Origin of the sequence: Flavobacterium circumlabens (genome assembly GCF_004345565.1) — a bacterium.
GTDB classification, from domain to species: domain Bacteria; phylum Bacteroidota; class Bacteroidia; order Flavobacteriales; family Flavobacteriaceae; genus Flavobacterium; species Flavobacterium circumlabens.
In genome coordinates this window covers 747,123-767,619 of record NZ_SLWA01000001.1, presented here as the reverse complement: position 1 = coordinate 767,619, position 20,497 = coordinate 747,123, and the positions used below count along the sequence as shown (strand labels likewise).

Sequence of the window (20,497 nt, the reverse complement as noted above, 5' to 3'; positions counted from 1 at the left end):
AATGAAAAAATCAAATTCCATTTTAAAAATGGCTTCGTGCATCGGACTATTTTTAATTGCAGTTGCGGTAACGAGTTGTTCAGGTGATGATCCTGCGGAGCATAATCCGGATCCTGTAGTAGTACCTCCGGTTGTGGTAACACCTGGTTTTCCCGGGCCAACGTACGCCGACAATTATACGGCAATATCAGGCTGGGGAAGTAAAGCACAATGGAATTTGGCCAACGTACATGATCCCTCAGTTGAAAAAAGCGGAGAATACTATTATATGTATCAAACCGATGCTTCTTACGGAAATGCAACGGATGGACACGGACATTTTTTTTACAGAAGATCGAAAGATTTAATCAATTGGGAATTTATGGGATCATCCATGACCGAAGCTCCGGCCTGGGTAAAAGATTCCCTGAATAACAAAAGAGCCAGAATGTCTCCGGCATTACCCGCCATTACAAATCCGAATTATGGATACTGGGCACCTTGTGTTCGAAAAGTCGGAAATATTTACAGAATGTATTACAGCATTGTGGTTACAAATCCTATTGTAGGAACAGACACCAATACTTCCTGGACAGAACGCGCTTTTATTGGTTTAGCCGAGACAAATGATCTGGCTTCAAACAATTGGACAGATAAAGGAATGGTAGTTTGTTCTGAACCGGACGGCGTAAAAAGTTATGTTCGAAACGGAGGAAATGATTGGGATGCTTATTTTAAATTCAACGCCATTGATCCCAGTTTTATTCAGACTCCTGAAGGCGATCAGTATTTAATTTACGGTTCATGGCATTCCGGAATCGCAGCTTTAAAACTGAATCCAACTACAGGGAAACCCTATAAATTAAAGACAATTGACGATTACGGAGTGCGAATTGCAGGACGAGGAAATGTAAATACAAACCGTTGGCAGGCACTGGAAGGACCGGAAATTATCTATAATCCGGACACTCAGTATTATTATTTGTTCTTGGCTTATGATGAATTATCGGTTGCCTATAACACGCGTGTTGCTCGTTCAAAAAGCATTTTAGGACCGTATTTGACAATCAGCGGAATTAGTATTACCAACGGAGCCGATTGCCTGCCGATGTTGACTCATCCGTATTCCTTTAAGAATCACACGGGTTGGGTTGGAATTTCACATTGCGGAATTTTTCAGAATCCGGAAACCAAACAGTGGTTTTATACCTCACAAGCACGTTTACCGGAAGGAGTTCCGGGAATTGCAGTTTCGAATGCCGTGATGATGGGACACGTTCGTGGTATACAATGGACAGAAGATGGATGGCCGGTCGTTGATCCGGAACGTTATGCCGGAGTACCAGCCACGACAATTTCTGAAGCCAGTTTTGTTGGAACCTGGGAACAAATAACCATGAATTATCAATACAAAACCATTCAAAAATCAGTAACCCTTTATTTAACCGCAGATAAAAAAGTAAGCGGGGACGCTAATGGAACGTGGTCGTATGACAGCACCAAAAAAATCCTGACTATAAACGGAGTAAAATGTAATGTAACCGATGCCTGGGATTGGGAATTAGCCACCAGAAAAGTGACTTTGACCTATTCAGGTTTAACATCAGGCGGATTACCGGTTTGGGGCAAGAAAGTGAATTAGAAAATTCCAATTTTTAAAACCCCAAATTCCAAACATTAAATAATAGCCAATCGCAATAGCTATTGGTATAAAGCATTAAAAGATAAAAATCAGCCCGATCGGCAAAATCTGCGAGAAAAAATATTTACAACAGGAAGAATGGTTTTTACATTTTGGAACGATGTCTTAAAATAAATCATAATGAAAAATACAATTACATGCCTGTCACTTTTAGTTTTGCTTTCCTGCTGTCAGACAGTTCAAAGCCAAATGGACCACGTAAAATTCAATAACCCTATAATCAAAGATCAATATACAGGCGATCCTGCAGCATTGGTTTACAAAGACAAAGTGTATTTGTACGCCGGTCATGACGAAGCACCAAACGATTTTAATTTTTATAAAATGAACGAATGGGTGGTGTATTCTTCATCAGATATGAAAAAATGGGAATCACATCCGGTGCCCCTAAAAGTAACAGATTTTGCATGGGCAAAAGGCGATGCATGGGCTTCGCAGGTAATTGAAAGAAATGGAAAATTTTATTGGTATGTAACCGTTCACCACGGAAGTATAGACGGAAAATCAATTGGAATTGCAGTTTCAGATAGTCCAACAGGACCGTTTAAAGATGCCTTAGGAAAAGCTTTAATTACAAATGACATGACAAAATTTACCGATATAAGCTGGGACGACATTGATCCGACGGTCTATATCGATGGTGATGGACAAGCCTATTTGTTTTGGGGAAATACCTCTTGCCATTATGCCAAATTAAAAGAAAACATGATTGAACTTGACGGACCAATTCAGCACATCGATTTGCCGCATTTTACAGAAGCACCTTGGATTCACAAACATAAAAACTGGTATTATCTATCATACGCCTATGAGTTTCCGGAGAAAATTGCCTACGCCATGAGCAAGTCCATTACAGGTCCGTGGGAATTCAAAGGAATTTTGAATGAATTAGCCGGAAACAGTAACACCAACCATCAATCGATAATAGATTTTAAAGGACAATCGTATTTTATTTATCACAACGGAGCATCAATTCCAAACGGAGGAAGTTTCAGAAGATCGGTTTGTGTAGACAAATTATATTACAACAAAGACGGAACTATGAAACGAGTGGTGATGACTTCTGAAGGAATTCAATAGTTTTTTAGTTTTCAGTCGCAGTTTATAGTTTACAGTTTACAGTTTGCTTATATGATTTAAAAAGTTTCCGGTCAACGCAAAACTTAAATGATTTTTTATCACTTATATGGGTAAAAAAAGTTTACAGTCACAGTTTTCAGTCCAAACTTAATGATCTTATATCACTTATATGGTAAAGAAAAAAGTTTACAGTCGCAGTCTACATTTTTCAAATAAGAATAAAACATTATACATGGAATTACACAAAAATATCAAACATACATTTTCGGCTCTTATGCTGCTGATGGCTTCAGTTTCATTTGCGCAGGAAATAGTAGTGCACGACCCCGTAGTCATTAAACAAAAAGAAACCTATTATCTGTATTGTACCGGTAAAGGAATTAGTGTTTTCAGTTCGAAAGATTTAAAAAGCTGGAATCCCGAACCTCCCGTTTTTAAAGACAAACCAGTTTGGGCAGATGGTGTTGCAGCTGATTTCAAAAACCATATTTGGGCACCGGATATTTCTTTGCATAATAATGTTTATTATCTGTATTATTCCGTTTCGGCTTTCGCCAAAAATACTTCGGCAATTGGTGTTGCGACAAACACAACATTAGATCCAAAAGACAAAAAATACAAATGGGTCGATCAGGGAATTGTGATTCAGTCACAGCCCAATCGCGATATGTGGAATGCCATTGATCCAAATTTAATTTTCGATGAAAATAATACGCCGTGGTTATCATTTGGTTCTTTTTGGGAAGGATTGAAGATGGTAAAACTAAATCCTGATTTAAAATCAATAGCACAGCCACAGGAATGGCATACAATCGCTAAGCGCAAAAGAACTTTCGAATTACCGGATTCTGACCCGGGCGATGGCGCACTGGAAGCCCCTTTTATTTTTAAGAAAAACGGATATTATTATCAATTTCTTTCCTGGGATTTATGCTGTCGCGGAGAAAAAAGCACCTATAAAGTGGTTGTTGGAAGATCTAAAAATATAACCGGGCCTTATGTCGATAAAGACGGAAAATCTTTAAATGAAGGTGGAGGAAGCATCTTAGTTCAGGGCGATGAAAAGTACTATGGCACAGGCCATAACAGCGCTTATACGTTTGATGGCAAAGATTATATTTTCTATCACGCCTATGAAAAGAAAACCAACGGAACACCAAGACTAGTAGTTCGGGAAATGCTTTGGGATACAGATTTATGGCCCGTTTTAAAATAGAATATTCCAAATAATGAAAAAATATACTTTCCATATTGTAACAATTTTTCTATCATTTTTGATTTTTATTTCCTGTAAGGAGACAAAGAATGATGTCGTAGTATCGAATAAAACTTCGGTGTTAAAAGCAGGTTACGAAATTGAACCGGTCAACATTCAGAATGTAAAACTGACCGATTCTTTTTGGTTGCCTATAATTAAGAGAGTGCAGGAAATTACGATTGCATACGCCATTCAAAAATGTAATGAAGAAGGCCGTTTTGAGAATTTCTTAATTGCAGGAAAGCAAAAAACAGGAGAAGTGAGAGGACAAATGCCTTTTGATGATACCGATGTTTATAAGATTATAGAAGGAGCATCGAATACCTTAATAAGTGCGCCAAACCCAAAATTAGATCGCGTTTTAGATTCCTTGATTGCCATTGTAAAAATTGGCCAGGAAAAGGACGGTTACTTGACCACATGGAGGACAATAAATCCGGCAAAACCGCCAGCGCCCTGGGTTCCGGTTATCGAAGGAAAACGTTGGGAATCATTGCAAATCAGTCATGAATGCTACAATTCGGGACATTTGATTGAAGCAGCTGTCGTACATTATGAAGCTACGGGGAAAAGAAATTTTCTTGACATTGCTATTAAAAATGCAGATTTGTTAGTCAAAACTTTTGGCGACAAACCATGTCAGGTAAAAGGAGTTCCGGGGCATCAGATTGTAGAAACAGGTTTGATCAAACTGTATCAAATTACCGGAAAAGAAGCGTATCTGAAACTGGCAAAATACTTTCTCGACAATCGCGGAAATCCCAACAATCATAAATTATATGGCGAATATGCACAGGATCATATTCCGGTGGTACAGCAAAACGAAGTCGTTGGCCACGCCGTAAGAGCCGTTTACATGTACGCCGGAATGACCGATATTGCCGCCATAACAAAAGACAAAGCCTATACCGAAGCCGTAAATAATTTGTGGAATAACATGGTCAGCAAAAAAATGTATATCACAGGCGGAATTGGTTCCAGACATGACGGAGAAGCTTTTGGAGCCAATTACGAATTACCAAATTTAACCGCATATAACGAAACCTGTGCAGCAATTGGTGATGTATACTGGAACCACAGACTACATAATTTAACGGGGAAATCGCAATATTTTGACGTGATCGAAAGGACCATGTATAACGGATTAATCTCCGGAATTTCATTAGACGGAAAAGAATTTTTCTATCCAAATGCCTTAGAATCTGATGGCGTTTTCAAATCAAACAGAGGATCTTGCACACGTCAGGCTTGGTTTGATTGCTCTTGCTGTCCAACAAATTTAATTCGATTTGTGCCTTCGATTCCGGGATTGATTTATTCAAAATCAAAAGATGTTCTATATGTGAATTTGTATGCTTCGAACAACGCATCCTTCACTTTAGGAAAAACCGATCTACAGATTTCACAGCAAACCGGATATCCCTGGAACGGAAAAGTAGCGATCTCAGTTAACCCGAAAAAAGAAAGTCAATTCACGATCAAACTGAGAGTTCCGGGTTGGGCAAGAAATGAAGTTTTGCCGGGCGATTTATATTCTTATAAAAAAGCATCCACCCAAAAAGCAACCATTAATCTGAATGGAGAAACATTAGCTATTCAGCCGGAAGCCGGTTATTTAACCATTACAAGAAATTGGAAAAAAGGAGATAAAATCCAGCTTAATTTCCCAATGGAAGTTCAGGAAGTAGAGACAAATGCAAAAGTAGAAACCAATAAAAATAAAGTTTCTTTAGAATACGGACCAATCGTTTACGCCGTTGAAGAAATCGACAACAAAATGAATTTCGATAAAATAGAGGTGGCATCAGGCGACACTTTCAAAGTAAAAAAAGAAGCGAGTTTATTGCAAGGCGTAAATGTTATCGAAAATTCAAAATTCAAAGCAATACCCTATTACAGCTGGTCAAACAGAGGAGTTGGAAAAATGAAAGTTTGGTTGGATTATAAGAATTGAGAGTAAAGAGCAAAGAACATAGAATATAGAGGCAAGAAGAAAGAATCAAGAAAATGCCACAGATTAAAGGAGTAAAAAGATTAGAAAAAAATCTGCTCTATCTGCGAGAAAACAAAAATAAAAATCCGTTTTAATCCGCGTCATCCGTGCCATTAAAACAAATTAAAACATAAAAAATGAAGTCCAATTTAATTACCAAAATTACCCTTTGCGGTTTATTGCTGAATGGCTTTTATGCTTCGGCACAAAAAAATAATCTTCAGGTTGATGTTGCAAAAACAGTAACTAAAATTCAGCCAACGATGTACGGAGTGTTTTTTGAAGACATCAATTTTGCTGCTGATGGAGGTTTATATGCAGAAATGATCAAGAACAGATCGTTTGAATTCGAAACACCCATGATGGGATGGAACGAACCCAATAGCGACCGACACAAATTAAACCTGCAATCCGGAATCGCCACTATTATTCAATATTCGCAAAAAGGAACCAATCATAATTATTGCCGGGTTACAATCAACGATGCAGGCGGTTATGAAATGATCAATGAAGGTTTCAGAGGAATGGGAATCAAAAAAGATCTGAAATATAATTTATCGCTGAAGGCTTCAAAAGCATCAGGAGCTGTTTCTAAGATTAAAATTCAATTCATTGATAAAAATAAAAAGGTTTTAGGTGAAACTTCAATCACGCCAACAGCGAAAGAATGGACCAGTTACACCGCACAATTAACCGCGACGGCAACCGAAGCAAAAGCACAAATCAGAATCACTTTTGAAGGAACAGGAATAATCGATTTAGATGCAATTTCCTTATTTCCGGAAGATACCTGGAAAGGAAGAAAAAACGGTCTTCGCAGTGATTTAGTACAATTGTTGTACGATTTAAAACCAGGGTTTTTACGTTTTCCGGGAGGGTGTATTGTCGAAGGAAAAACACTGGCATTGCGTTACCAATGGAAAAAATCGATTGGTAATGTAACAGACAGAGAAACCATGATTAACCGTTGGAACACCGAGTTTGCACACAAATTGGCACCGGATTATTTTCAAAGTTTCGGATTAGGATTCTTCGAATATTTCCAGCTTTCAGAAGATATCGGCGCTGCGCCGTTACCCATTTTAAGCTGCGGAATGGCGTGTCAGTTCAACACAGGAGAATTGGTTCCGATGGATCAAATCGATCCTTACGTACAGGATGCCTTAGACTTAATTGAATTTGCAAATGGAGATTTAAACACCGCTTGGGGAAAAGTCAGAGCGGATATGGGACATCCAAAATCCTTCAATTTGAAATTTATCGGAGTTGGAAATGAGCAATGGGGACCGGATTATATCGAGCGTTTCAAAGTGTTCCAAAAAGCCATCAAAGCAAAATATCCAAACATTACAATCGTTTCCGGAACAGGACCATTTCCTGACGGAGATTACTTTGATTATGGTATGACTGAACTTAAAAAACTAAACGCAGAAATCGTTGACGAACACTATTACAAAGATCCGGCCTGGTTCCGTAAAAATGCAACCCGTTACGACAATTACGATCGTAAAGGACCAAAGATTTTCGCCGGAGAATATGCAGCCCAAAGTGTAGCGATTGCAAGTCCGGACAATAAAAACAACTGGGAATGTGCTTTCTCCGAAGCCGCTTTTATGACCGGAATGGAGCGAAATGCTGAGGTTGTTCATCTGACATCCTATGCGCCTTTACTGGCCCACGTAGAAGGCTGGCAATGGACACCTGATATGATTTGGTTCAACAATTTACAATCCTACGGAACGCCAAATTATTATGTTCAGAAATTGTTCTCTAATAATAAAGGAACCGATTTAATCAACATTACAAAAGACGGAAAAGCAGTCACGGGTCAAAATGAGTTGTTTGCATCTGCAGTAAAAGATGTCAATTCGAAGGAAGTAATTCTGAAGATTGTGAACACTGCGGCAGCGTCTCAGAATGTGACAATTGATTTAAAAGGAGCCAAATTAGAAGCAAAAGGAACGGCCATAATTTTAAAAGGAGACGGAATAAACGATGAGAATTCTTTTGAAACTCCAACTAAAATCAGCCCGAAAGAAAGTGAATTTAAGATAAACGGAAGCAAGGTTCAATACGATTTTCCGGCATACTCGGTTACGGTTTTGAAAATTAAGATGAAATAATCGCAACAGAATAAATGTAAATCAAACGTTTATTTTTTGTTTTTATCCTAAATCCTTGTTTTGATGCATTATTTGCAAAAATACAAGCCCTTATTTTTATTAAGTGTTTTTTACACACTTATAAATTATTTATATTTATATTTGTCATTATTATAAAATGAATTTCGAATGAAAAATTACGTTATAGGATTGGACTACGGAACAGATTCTGTTCGGGCGATGCTGATAGATACTGAAAATGGACAAGAATTGGCATCCAATGTTTCTCCTTATAAAAGATGGAAAAACAAGCAATATTGTGACGCATCTGTAAATCAGTTTCGTCAGCATCCACTCGACCATATTGAAGGTTTAGAAATTACGATACAAACTGTTGTAAAAGAGAGTGGAGTTGATCCGTTTCAAGTACGCGGAATTTGTATTGATACCACCGGATCTTCTCCCGTTCCTGTAACCAAAGAAGGAATTCCGTTGGCATTAACAAAAGGTTTTGAAGAAAATCCGAATGCAATGATGGTATTATGGAAAGATCATACCTCGATAAATGAAGCAAACGAAATCAACGAACTGGCAGTAAGCTGGGGCGGAGAAAACGTAACAAAATATGTAGGCGGAATTTATTCATCGGAATGGTTTTGGGCAAAAATCCTGCACATTGCCAGAGAAGATGAAGCCGTTAGAAATGCAGCGCACACCTGGATGGAGCACTGCGATTTAATGACGTATTTATTAATTGAAGATAAAGATTTAAAGACATTCAAAAGAAGCCGTTGCGCCGCGGGTCATAAAGCGATGTGGCACGAAGACTGGAACGGACTTCCGCCAGTTGAATTCTTAGAAAAATTACATCCGTATCTGGCAACACTTCGCGGTAATTTATATGATGAAACGTTTACATCAGATGTAGTTGCCGGAAATTTAAGCAAAGAATGGGCAGATCGTTTAGGACTTTCGACAGATACAATCGTAGCCGTAGGAACTTTCGATGCACATTCCGGAGCTGTTGGAGCAAAAATTGGCGAGAACACCTTAGTTCGCGTTATGGGAACTTCAACCTGTGATATTTTAGTAGGTTCGAAAGAAGAAGTAGGGACCAAAACTGTTCGCGGAATCTGCGGACAAGTTGACGGATCCGTAATTCCGGGTTATATCGGTTTAGAGGCAGGACAATCTGCTTTTGGCGATTTATTGGCCTGGTACAAAGAATTATTGCTTTGGCCAACCGATCATTTATTAGATTCTTCTTCTATTTTAAGTGACACTCAGAAAGAACAATTAAGAGAAGAATTCAGCGATAAATTAATTGTGGAACTGACAAAAGAAGCAGAAAAAATTCCGGTTTCAGACAGTCTTCCAATTGCTTTGGACTGGATTAACGGAAGAAGAACTCCAGACGCCAATCAGGAATTAAAAAGCGCAATCTCCAATTTATCTTTAGGAACAAAAGCGCCTCATATTTTCAAAGCATTGGTAAACGCAATTTGCTTTGGAGCGAAAAAAATCGTGGATCGTTTTGAAGAAGAAGGTGTAAAAATTGACAGCGTTATCGGAATTGGAGGCGTTGCCAGAAAATCGCCTTTTATCATGCAGACTTTGGCAAATGTTTTAAACAAACCCATTAAAATTGCAGCATCAGATCAGACTCCGGCTCTGGGAGCGGCAATTTACGCAGCCGTTGCGGCAGGAATTTATCCAAACGTAATTGAGGCAAGTCAAAAGATAGGAAGTGATTTTGACGGAGAATATTTTCCTCAATTAAATAAAGTAGCAGCTTATCATAAATTGCTTTTGGCATACGATCAGTTAAGTGCTTACGAAGACCCAACTATTAAATTACCACAACATGAGTTCTCGTTATAAAGATTTAAAGCAGGAATGTTACGAAGCCAACATGCAGTTAAATGCATTGAATCTGGTGGTTTATACTTTTGGAAATGTAAGTGCGGTGGATAGGGAAAATGATGTTTTTGCCATTAAACCCAGCGGCGTTCCTTATGAGGATTTAAAACCCGAAGATATTGTAATTGTTGATTTTGACAATAACATTATTGAAGGAACCATGCGTCCGTCATCAGACACCAAAACACATGCTTATTTATACAAAAACTGGCCAAATATTGGAGGTGTTGCGCATACGCACGCAACCTATTCTGTGGCCTGGGCACAGGCGCAGCAGGATATTCCAATTTTCGGAACCACACATGCCGATCATTTAACGTCAGACATTCCGTGCGCACCGCCGATGGCAGATTCACTAATCGAAGGAAATTACGAACACAATACCGGAATTCAGATTTTGGATTGTTTCAAAGAAAAAAATCTTTCCTACGAAGAAGTAGAAATGATTTTGATTGGAAACCACGGTCCTTTTGCCTGGGGAAAAAACGCAGCCAAAGCAGTTTACAACAGCAAGGTTTTAGAAGTCGTAGCCGAAATGGCCTACCTGACTTTACAGATAAATCCAAACGCACCAAGATTGAAAGACTCCCTGATAAAAAAACATTACAACCGCAAACACGGAAAAGATTCGTATTACGGACAGTAGAAAATTTTGTTTCAGGTTTCATGTTTTTTTGTTTCAAGTTATTGGAACGTGAAACGTGAAAGTCAAACAAAAGAAACCTAAAACAAAAAATAACAATTCGAGTTTTCAGATTCCAACACTTGAAACCTGAAACTTGAAACAAAAAAGAACAAAAGAAATGATAGATATATCTCAAAAAGAAGTTTGGTTTGTAGTAGGAAGCCAGGAATTATACGGACCGGAAACTTTAAAATTAGTAGCGGAACATGCTGCAATTATGGCAAAAGGTTTAGACGCTTCATCACACATTCCGGTAAAAATAATTTGCAAAGACACCTTAAAATCGCCTAAGCAAATTTTAGATTTATGTTTAGAAGCAAACTCCACTAAAAACTGTATCGGTCTTATTGCCTGGATGCATACTTTTTCTCCAGCTAAAATGTGGATTGGAGGATTAAGCATTCTAAAGAAACCCCTGTGCCATTTACACACACAATACAATGCTGAAATTCCGTGGGGAACTATCGACATGGATTTCATGAACCTGAATCAATCCGCTCACGGAGATCGTGAATTTGGTTTTATCATGTCCAGAATGCGTAAAAAACGTAAAGTGGTGGTTGGACATTGGGAAGATCCACGTGTTTTAAACAAATTAGGAGTGTGGACAAGAGTAGCTTTAGGATGGGACGAACTTCAAAACTTAAAAGTAGCCCGCATCGGAGACAATATGCGTGAGGTTGCCGTTACAGAAGGCGATAAAGTAGAAGCCCAGATTCGTTTTGGAATGTCGGTTAACGGATATGATTCTTCAGATGTGACGAAACATATTGATAAGGTAACAGAGCAACAATTAAACGATTTATTAGCCATTTACGAATCATCTTATTCTTTAACCGATTCTTTAAAAGAAGGCGGAGCGCAAAGAAGTTCATTAGTAGAAGCAGCAAAAATAGAATTAGGCCTAAGAGCTTTCCTTGAAGAAGGAGGTTTTGGAGCTTTTACAGATACATTTGAAAACCTTGGAGCCTGGAAACAATTACCAGGAATTGCGACACAAAGATTAATGGCCGATGGTTACGGTTTTGGTGGCGAAGGCGACTGGAAAACGGCTGCAATGGTTCGTGCATTAAAAGTTATGAACGTCGGGCTTGAAGGAGGAACTTCTTTCATGGAAGATTATACCTATCATTTCACACCTCAGAAATCATACGTTTTAGGATCGCATATGTTGGAAATTTGCCCGTCAATCGCAGAGTCAAAACCTTCCTGCGAGGTGCATCCGTTAGGAATTGGAGGAAAAGAAGATCCTGCACGTTTGGTATTCAATTCACCTGCCGGAGCGGCAATCAATGTTTCTTTAGTAGATATGGGGAATCGTTTCCGTTTGATTGTAAACGAAGTGGAAGCCATTAAACCATTGGCAGATTTACCAAAATTACCGGTGGCGAGAGTTTTATGGGACTGTAAACCAAATCTTGATATCGCAGCAACCGCCTGGATTCTAGCCGGTGGAGCACATCACACGGTTTATAGTCAGGCCATCACGACAGAATATATGGAAGATTTTGCAGATATCGCCGGAATCGAATTATTAGTTATTGATGAAAGGACTACGGTAAGGGACTTTAAAGATAAAATCAATGCGAATGAAGCATATTATCATCTGTTTCAGCATGGACTTTAATTAAGGTGCAAAGGTTCAAAGTGGCAAAGGTTTTATCTTGAATTTTAATTTGCTATTTTTAACTTTTAACAGCTAACATTTAACCAAAACTAAAAAATATCATTTATGAATGTATTAAAACGTTGCGTTTTTGGAATCAGCCTTTTGAGTTTGGCTGCGGTTTCAGTTCAATGCAAAAGCGATAAAAAAACAGATGCAAAAGCAGTTTCAACAGATGAAAAAGCTACGGTTACAATTGAAAAATCAGCTTACGGAACCACTGCAAAAGGAGAAAAAGTCGATAGTTACAAATTAAAAAACCAAAATGGGATGGAAGTGGACATCATCACTTTTGGTGGAAGAATTACAGATTTGAAAGTACCAAATAAAGAGGGAGTTTCTGAAAATGTAGTAATCGGGTTTAACTCTTTGGCACAGTACGAGAAAGAGAATCCGTTTTTTGGAGCTTTGATTGGAAGATACGGAAATAGAATCGCTAAAGGAAAATTTACTTTAGACGGAAAAGAATATCAATTAGCCATAAATAATGCGCCAAATGCTTTGCACGGTGGACCGCAGGGATTTTTCAATGTTGTTTGGAAAGCCGATGAGGTAAAATCAGGAAATACAGCTTCTTTGAAATTATCGTATCTAAGTAAAGATTTAGAAGAAGGGTATCCCGGAAACTTAAAGGTTTTTGTAACCTATACGCTGACAAATGATAATGAGCTGGAAGTGCTTTATGAAGCATCAACCGATAAGAAAACAATTGTGAATTTGACACAACATTCATACTTCAATTTATCCGGAGATTTTTCGAAAACAATCTTAGATCACGAATTGACTTTAAATGCGGACAAATTAGTTCCGGTTGATGCAACGCTTATTCCGACAGGAAAATTAGAGGATGTTGCTAATACGCCTTTCGATTTCAGAACACCAAAATTAATTGGAAAAGACATCGAAGTGAAGAACGAGCAATTAGAAAGAGGAAAAGGATATGATCACTGCTGGGTACTGAACAATCCTGAAAAAGGAAAAACAATCATAGCGAAAGTGTACCACGCTGCAAGTGGAAGAGTGCTGGAAATGACAACCGACGAACCTGGAATTCAGTTTTACTCCGGGAATTTCCTTGACGGAACTTTACCAACACGCGACGGTGGAAAATATGCACACAGAACCGGACTTTGTTTAGAAACAGAGCATTATCCGGATTCTCCAAACCAGAAAAACTTCCCGACAACGGTTTTAAACGCGGGAGAAAATTATCAAACTAAAACTACTTTTAAATTTTCTGTAAAAAAATAGTTTTAGAATTTGTTTATTAGTTTAGTAATTCTCTAAGAAACCTCGAAAGTTATGCTTTTGAGGTTTTTTATTGAGTGAAGTTTGCCACGAATTGCACTAATTTACACAAATCAGGATGGTTAATTTTAATTAGTGAAAATTCGTGAAATTAGTGGCAGAAAAAACTTTGCGACTCTGCGACTTAGCGCGATTAATTCATAGTAACTATATAAAATGGTAACTTAGCAAAGTAAACTAAAGCAAAATGAAACATCTATTCAAAGCAGAACTCAATTGGACTTCAAAAAAAGAACAAGAATCAGTTTCAAAGTTGTACAATAAAAGTCATCAAATTAAAATTGAAGGGAAACCTGTTTTAAATGTTTCCGCAGCAAAAGCCTTTAAAGGTGATCCGGAAGTATACAATCCCGAAGATTTACTGTTGAGCAGTCTGGTTTCCTGCCACATGATGTCATACTTATATGTCTGCTCACAAAACGGAATAGAAGTTCTGGAATATTCAGATCATGCCGAAGCAACACTGGAAGTCTCACCAGACGGAAGCGGACGTTTTACAGAAGTTCGATTAAATCCTAAAGCAAAGATTTCAGATCCGGAACAAATAGAATTAGCTCTAGGATTACATCAGAAAGCAAATCAGTTGTGTTTTATTGCGAACTCGTGTAATTTTCCTGTTTTGCATGAGGCGAGTTGTGAGGTTTTAACCATGTAGTTATATAAATAAATATAACGTTACGTTATAAAGCAGCAGTATTAAATGAACTTACATAACTTATATGGTTAAATAAAACCAAAAAAACCTCTTCCGTTAAGAAGAGGTTTTTGTACCCGGAGCCGTTTTGCAACCCTCTTAATTTGTACGAATTAAACAATCTGCAAAAATCACTGCAAATCCTTTAAAATTAATTAATTAAATGTTTTTATCTTACAAATATTATTAAGATAAATTAAGTGTTATTAAGATAAATTAAAATATTTTCGGCAATATTTCGGCAAAACACTATCTTCGTATGATAATGTTCACACTATGAAAATTCGATATTTTATTATAAAAGGCAAATCTGAATTATCCAGTATCTATGTTAGGTTTTGGGATAGTAAAAGAATAGACCAAAAATCACGAACAGGGCTATCAGTAAAATTTAACGAGTGGAGCGAAACTAAAGAACAGGTAAAAATTAGCGTTACAACTCCGCAAAAAGATTTCATTAACAGTAAACTTCGCCATCTGGAAAATTATCTCTTAGAAGAGTATAATATCGACTACAATACTCAACAAAATATAAGCAGTATTTGGCTTAAAGAAAAAATAAAAAAATTCTTTGGAAGAGCTGACAAAGATGAACTTTACAAAATCTATTTTACGGATTGGGTAAAAAAGTATATTGATGATTCGCCACAAAGACTTTACAAAGGGAATCCTATTTCTCCGAGAACAATTCAACATCATATAACTGCAAAAAATAAACTTTCTAATTACGAAAAACACTCAAATAAAAAGCTTCGTTTTCAAGATATTAATTTAGAGTTTTATAGGGATTTTTTATTTTACTGCCGAAATTTCGAAAAATTAAACGACAACACTTTCGGAACACAAGTTGCAATTTTAAAAACATGGTGTAAAAACATAGAAATAGAAGGATTACCAATAAATCAAGAATACAAACACTCAGAATTTAGAGTTCTCACAAATCCAACAAAAGATGTTTATCTTACAGAAAATGAAATAAATGCAGTTTTTAATCATGACTTTAGTCATTCAGAACGACTGGATAATGTGAGAGATAATTTTATTTTTGGTTTGCGAACTGGTTTAAGAATTTCTGATTTTTTAAAATTAGAAAAATTCAATTTTGTTGGAAACTATATTGAAATTATTACCAAAAAAACTGCACATCTGGTTATTATACCAATGCATCAACAGATTACGGCCATTTTACATAAACGTAATGGCAATTTACCACATCAAATTTCAGATGCTAAATTTAATGAATATGTAAAAGAAGTTTGCAAAGCTGTTGGTTTTACTGAAATGATCGAAAGTGCAAAAATGACAAACAAAAAGGACGAAAAAGACTTCTTTCCTGACATAACAATTATATCAAAAAATAAAAATCGAAAAGTGTTTGGTACATTCCCAAAACACGAACTTATTACCTCGCATACATGCAGGCGCTCGTTTGCATCAAATCTTTATGGAAAATTATCCAATATGACAATTATGGCTATAACAGGACATAAAACCGAAACGCAATTTTTAAAATACATAAAAATTACTCCGAGAGAAAACGCTGAAAAATTAAAAGAGCATTGGGAAAATGAAAATAATTCCCAATAAAATAACTAAAGCTTTTTTGTTCGAGGCGTATGGTGATCAATTACCTGAAAAAGTGATTAGACAAGTGATTAATTATTACATTAAACTTTTAGGGGGGAATGTTAGAATAAAAATAATACCCGTAATTGTTTTTATTTCAATCATAAAACAAATTGGCGTTCCTAATGGATATAAAGCTTCTGCGGAATTAAAATTGAAATGTGAAAAAGTAGGATTTTATTGCAGTTATTGGTAGGTAAATGTTAAAGTTTTAAGTAGACTTCCCAAACCTTTCTTATCCTAGTTAATCGCAACAGCACTAAATTAATCGTACTTAAGTTTGTCTTATCAATCATCAATCAAAAAACGATTAAGTTATGACAAACGTACTACAACTGGAAAACACAAATGCTCTTGATTTCAAAAATGAAATCGTAAAAGAGGTTGTCGATGCACTTAAGGGATTTGCAAACACTTTGCAACCTGACAATGAAAAACTGCTAACAAGAGAGGAAACGGCTAAAATGTTGTCGGTTTCACTTGTAACATTATGGGACTGGACAAGAAAAGACCTTATTCCCGCTTATAAAATTGGGAATAAGGTTCGCTACAAAAAAAGTGAAGTTTCTGAGGCATTACAAAAAATGAATAAATTTCAATCTTAATTTATTTTAATTGGAATTAATTTGTACGTTTGTTGTGCAAACATATCTCGGGGAGCAATCTCCAAAAAAATCTTATCGACAATAACGAAGTACCCTAAGGGTCTCAACTGCTAAAGCGTTGTTAATTTATTCCTCGGAATATGTTTGCAACCCTAAGGGGTACTTCGCCTATACAAAACTTTTTCTTATGCAAACAGAAAAAACACCTTACGAAATCCTTAAAGCTAATTACGATTATTTAAGAGACAGACTCGACATTCTCGTAGAGCTTAAAAACCTTTACAAACAAGACTTAGACCGAAAAGAAAAGGAACTTGATATGTATAAGCAGGGCACGCCATCTTTTATAAAGCATTCCCATATTGATTTTGAAAAGGCAAAGATTTATGTAGAGCCCAATTTTTCAGAATTGCAAATGCTTAATTAAAATATTGCAAAGGCTTTGCAAAGGCTTTGCAACAAAATTTGTAATCTAATTAATTCTTAAAATGTAGATTTTTTTCAATTCCTGGACAAAGTGCCGGCGCAGATCTCAGCAAAATAAATCTACATTTTAAAATACTTACTACAGAAGGTATTCAAAGAAAAATACAAACCTAAAAAAACAAAATCCATTGCTGGCTAATTGCAAGGGATTCTAACAATTATATCAATATGAGTCTAAAAGTATTACACACTATAAATAATAAGGCAGAATTACAGAATTTATATATAAGTCAAATGTCCTGTGAATTTATCCGAAAACAAATAAACGACATAATCAAAGAAACAAGGAAATCTACTACCATCGGATCGATAATTCATGCCAAGCGAATATCTTCTTTTGAAGCAATAATGTTCATTTGTAAACATGGCTCACCTGATGGTTATATTCTATCTGACAGATTAAATAATGCGATCAATAGTTATAAAGGAAACAATTCGTAAAACAAAAAACCCATTGCTGACCAACTGCAATGGGTTGTAAAACATATAATTATATGATTTCAAATATTTTGACCAAAGATATAATTTTTGGACATACTACGGCTGAAAATATTTATTTAAAATTTTTAAATATTTCTGAATTTCCAAAGGGAAATATATCCAGTCCTTTTTCAGAAGATAAAAACGCATCGTTCAAGCTTTACAAAAATGGAACTTTTAAATGCAATAGTTCAGGAAAACAAGGGGATGCATTCGAGTTCGTGGCCAACTTAAAACAACTGAATTGTAAGACACAATTTAATGAAGTCTTAGAAACAGTTGCAAAGGAAATGAACATACCAATAAAGCAAGATTTTAAAGGCTTTGCAAAGGAAAATCAAACCTTTGCAAAGCCTTTGCAACAAAAGGAAAAAACTGTTGCAACGCAAGAAAAGCCATTTGTATTAAAGGTTATTAATACTCAAATGAAAGAAAATCATTTTTCTTTCTGGAATAAATTAGGCGTAGAAAAAGAACTTTTAGAAAAGTACAATATTAGAGCTGTTGAAAAATACAGTTTTTTTAGCAGTGCAAAAAATAAAGATTTCAATTTCACTATAAAAGAAGATGTTTTAGCATTCAGTTATGAAGTAAATGGAAATTTTGAAGTCTATGCTCCTGCTCAACCAGATAAAAAACAACCTAAAATATTCAGTAATGGTTTACAAAACGGGGATATATTCGGATTAGAACAATTAGGAAACGAGAAAACAGAAAACCTAATCATTTGTGCCGGAAAAAAAGATACTATTGTAGCGGTTTCAAGAGGTTATAAAGCGATCACATTCAGGAGTGAAACCCACAACCCTACAAACGCCCAAATAAAGACTTTGCAAAGCCTTTGCAAAAATCTTTTTATCTGTTATGATAACGATAAAGGTGGCGAGACTGGGCGTAATGCAATAACAAGTAGATTTCCTAAAATAGTACCCTTGCAACTTCCAAAAAATGAAGCTGTAAAAGGTTACGATCTTACAGATTATTTCCAAGAACATACAGCCGAAGACTTTCAAAAAATCATTGATTTGGCTTTAAAGGTTAATGATTATGTTGTTGATTTACAGGAAAATGAAAAGTTATATGCTCAATATGAAATGCCAAAAGAGGTAAAAACGCCTATTTCAGAATTAATTACTGACATAGAAAAATATAGAATGTTTATGGCAAATAATCAAATTTGGATAATGCAGGGAGATTCAAAAAAATATTTCAAATCGGTTTCCAATTTCGTTGTAAAAATCATTCAGCACATGCAGGATGAAAAATTCCCGATGAAACTTATCAAAATAAGGAATGTATATAAACAAGAAAAAATATTTGATGTTCTATCCGATAAATTAAATACCCCTCAAAAATTTGATGATATAGTAACCTCACACGGAAATTATCTTTGGTCAGGAACTCCAAAGGACTTTCATATCTTAAAAGCATTCCTATTTGACAAAATGGGAAACGGAAAGAAAATTGATTGCTTAGGATGGCAAAAAGAGGATGATTTTTGGCTCTGGAATAACAAAGTAAACCTTTGTGACGGCAACAAAATAGAAATTGACGAAAATGGAATTTTTAAACATAAAGAAACGTCCTATTATGTTCCATCGGCAAACAAAGTTTACAAAGAAAATGCCTTTAAATATGAGCCACAAAAAAGAGTTTGTATAAAGACTTCAACCGTTACAATTGATGCTTATTTATCTAAAATGTTTGAAGTTCACAGAAACAATTCAATTTCTGCAATTCTTTTTACCATGGCCAGTATATTTCAGGATATTGTAGTAGATGAATTAAAAGCATTTCCAATATTGTTTTTTCATGGTAAAGCATCATCGGGAAAAGATCAGCTAGCAAACTGTTGTCAAAGTTTTTTCGGCAAGCCTCAATCTGCAATTAATATCGAGGGAGGTGCGTCCACTTTAAAGGCTCACATTAGGGAATTTGCACAATTTGTTAATATAATCTGTCAATTTTCCGAGTATAAAAACGGAGATAAACAACTCGATGGAATACTGAAAGGTATTTGGGACAGGAACGGGTACAAAAGAGGGACTATAGACAGTCATGTAAGCACTGAAACCGTGCCTATATTATCATCGTTAATTTTAACGGGTAATCATTCTCCTGATGACGAAGCTTTAATAACCCGTTTACTGTGGTTAGATATGAGTAAAAACACTTTTACAGATGATGAAGTTAAAAAGTACGATGAACTTGCAGATATGACCGAAAAAGGTATTAGTTCATTTACCGATGATTTATTGAAAGAAAGAAACCGATTTTTAATCGATTTCAAAACAAAATTCAGACTATACAAAACCAGTATATCCGCAAAAATGCCTATCGGCTCACCAAGTAGATTCTCTACTAATTTTGCGATTTTAGGGGCTACCTACGAGATTTTAAAAGATACTATTGTTTTTCCCTTTACGCATGCTCAAATGATGGAGCATTTTGAAAAAATCAGTGAATTTCAAATGAATAAAATTAATTCTGCAAGTGCTTCAAATAAATGGTGGGATTGCTTTTTGGTTTGTATAAGAACCAACGGAGATAACAAATTAGATTACGAAAGAGATATAAAATTGGACGGCAACTTTTTGTATTTTAATTTTTCTAATACCTATGATAAAATACAAAGACAATGGTACAATCAATACAAAGAAATGATACCAAGTAAAGCAACTATGCAGGATACAGTAAAAAAAGAAAATGCATTTTTCGAAATAAAAAGTAGCTATCGTTTTCGAACCGGAAGAGATGGCTCGGTAACTTCAGCTTTTGTTGTAGATATTACCAAATTAAGCAATTTTGACGAAATTAATGAAGCCATTCATTATATGAATACAATGCCATAAATTGAAACCAGTAAAAAATAAAAAGCTTTTTAGCGTTCTTGCTTCTACTTTTTGAAAATTT

15 protein-coding genes are annotated in these 20,497 nt (G+C 36.0%); all 15 read left to right on the top strand.

The features are described from left to right. Position 1: 1 nt before the first annotated feature. A complete protein-coding gene (locus EV142_RS03235; RefSeq protein ID WP_132032645.1) occupies positions 2-1,621 on the top strand; it encodes an arabinan endo-1,5-alpha-L-arabinosidase in 1,620 nt (539 codons plus the stop codon). 180 nt (positions 1,622-1,801) lie between these two features. Next, entirely contained in the window at positions 1,802-2,761 is a 960-nt protein-coding gene (locus EV142_RS03230) for a glycoside hydrolase family 43 protein (protein ID WP_132032643.1), read from the top strand. Positions 2,762-2,993: 232 nt separating this feature from the next. Then, complete coding sequence (locus EV142_RS03225) at positions 2,994-3,977, top strand: arabinan endo-1,5-alpha-L-arabinosidase (RefSeq protein WP_132032641.1); 984 nt, start codon at positions 2,994-2,996, stop codon at positions 3,975-3,977. A 13-nt stretch (positions 3,978-3,990) separates the two neighbouring features. Continuing rightward, complete coding sequence (locus EV142_RS03220) at positions 3,991-5,973, top strand: glycoside hydrolase family 127 protein (protein ID WP_132032639.1); 1,983 nt, start codon at positions 3,991-3,993, stop codon at positions 5,971-5,973. A gap of 176 nt (positions 5,974-6,149) precedes the next feature. Next, a complete protein-coding gene (locus tag EV142_RS03215) occupies positions 6,150-8,135 on the top strand; it encodes an alpha-L-arabinofuranosidase C-terminal domain-containing protein (RefSeq protein WP_132032637.1) in 1,986 nt (661 codons plus the stop codon). Between the two features lie 168 nt (positions 8,136-8,303). Continuing rightward, a complete protein-coding gene (locus EV142_RS03210; protein ID WP_132032635.1) occupies positions 8,304-9,995 on the top strand; it encodes a ribulokinase in 1,692 nt (563 codons plus the stop codon). Beyond that, the gene (locus EV142_RS03205) at positions 9,979-10,680 is read left to right on the top strand and encodes an L-ribulose-5-phosphate 4-epimerase (RefSeq protein WP_132032633.1); all 702 of its coding nucleotides are present in this window, start codon (positions 9,979-9,981) and stop codon (positions 10,678-10,680) included. The genes EV142_RS03210 and EV142_RS03205 overlap by 17 nt, the downstream gene beginning before the upstream one ends. A 157-nt stretch (positions 10,681-10,837) precedes the next feature. Continuing rightward, positions 10,838-12,346: an L-arabinose isomerase gene (araA, locus tag EV142_RS03200; protein WP_132032631.1), complete on the top strand. Its 1,509-nt coding sequence runs from the start codon at positions 10,838-10,840 to the stop codon at positions 12,344-12,346. A gap of 105 nt (positions 12,347-12,451) precedes the next feature. Then, positions 12,452-13,636: an aldose epimerase family protein gene (locus EV142_RS03195; RefSeq protein WP_132032629.1), complete on the top strand. Its 1,185-nt coding sequence runs from the start codon at positions 12,452-12,454 to the stop codon at positions 13,634-13,636. Positions 13,637-13,880: 244 nt separating this feature from the next. Then, positions 13,881-14,348, top strand: a complete 468-nt coding sequence (locus tag EV142_RS03190; RefSeq protein ID WP_132032627.1) for an OsmC family protein — start codon at positions 13,881-13,883, stop codon at positions 14,346-14,348. Positions 14,349-14,663: 315 nt separating this feature from the next. Further along, positions 14,664-15,974, top strand: coding sequence for a tyrosine-type recombinase/integrase (locus EV142_RS03185; RefSeq protein WP_132032625.1), 1,311 nt, complete (start codon positions 14,664-14,666; stop codon positions 15,972-15,974). Continuing rightward, positions 15,955-16,209: a hypothetical protein gene (locus EV142_RS03180; RefSeq protein WP_132032623.1), complete on the top strand. Its 255-nt coding sequence runs from the start codon at positions 15,955-15,957 to the stop codon at positions 16,207-16,209. The genes EV142_RS03185 and EV142_RS03180 overlap by 20 nt, the downstream gene beginning before the upstream one ends. A gap of 121 nt (positions 16,210-16,330) precedes the next feature. Next, complete coding sequence (locus tag EV142_RS03175) at positions 16,331-16,618, top strand: helix-turn-helix domain-containing protein (protein WP_132032621.1); 288 nt, start codon at positions 16,331-16,333, stop codon at positions 16,616-16,618. 187 nt (positions 16,619-16,805) lie between these two features. Continuing rightward, entirely contained in the window at positions 16,806-17,045 is a 240-nt protein-coding gene (locus EV142_RS03170; RefSeq protein ID WP_132032619.1) for a hypothetical protein, read from the top strand. A 553-nt stretch (positions 17,046-17,598) separates the two neighbouring features. Further along, positions 17,599-20,436: a CHC2 zinc finger domain-containing protein gene (locus EV142_RS03165; protein ID WP_158286288.1), complete on the top strand. Its 2,838-nt coding sequence runs from the start codon at positions 17,599-17,601 to the stop codon at positions 20,434-20,436. The last annotated feature ends 61 nt before the right edge of the window (positions 20,437-20,497 follow it).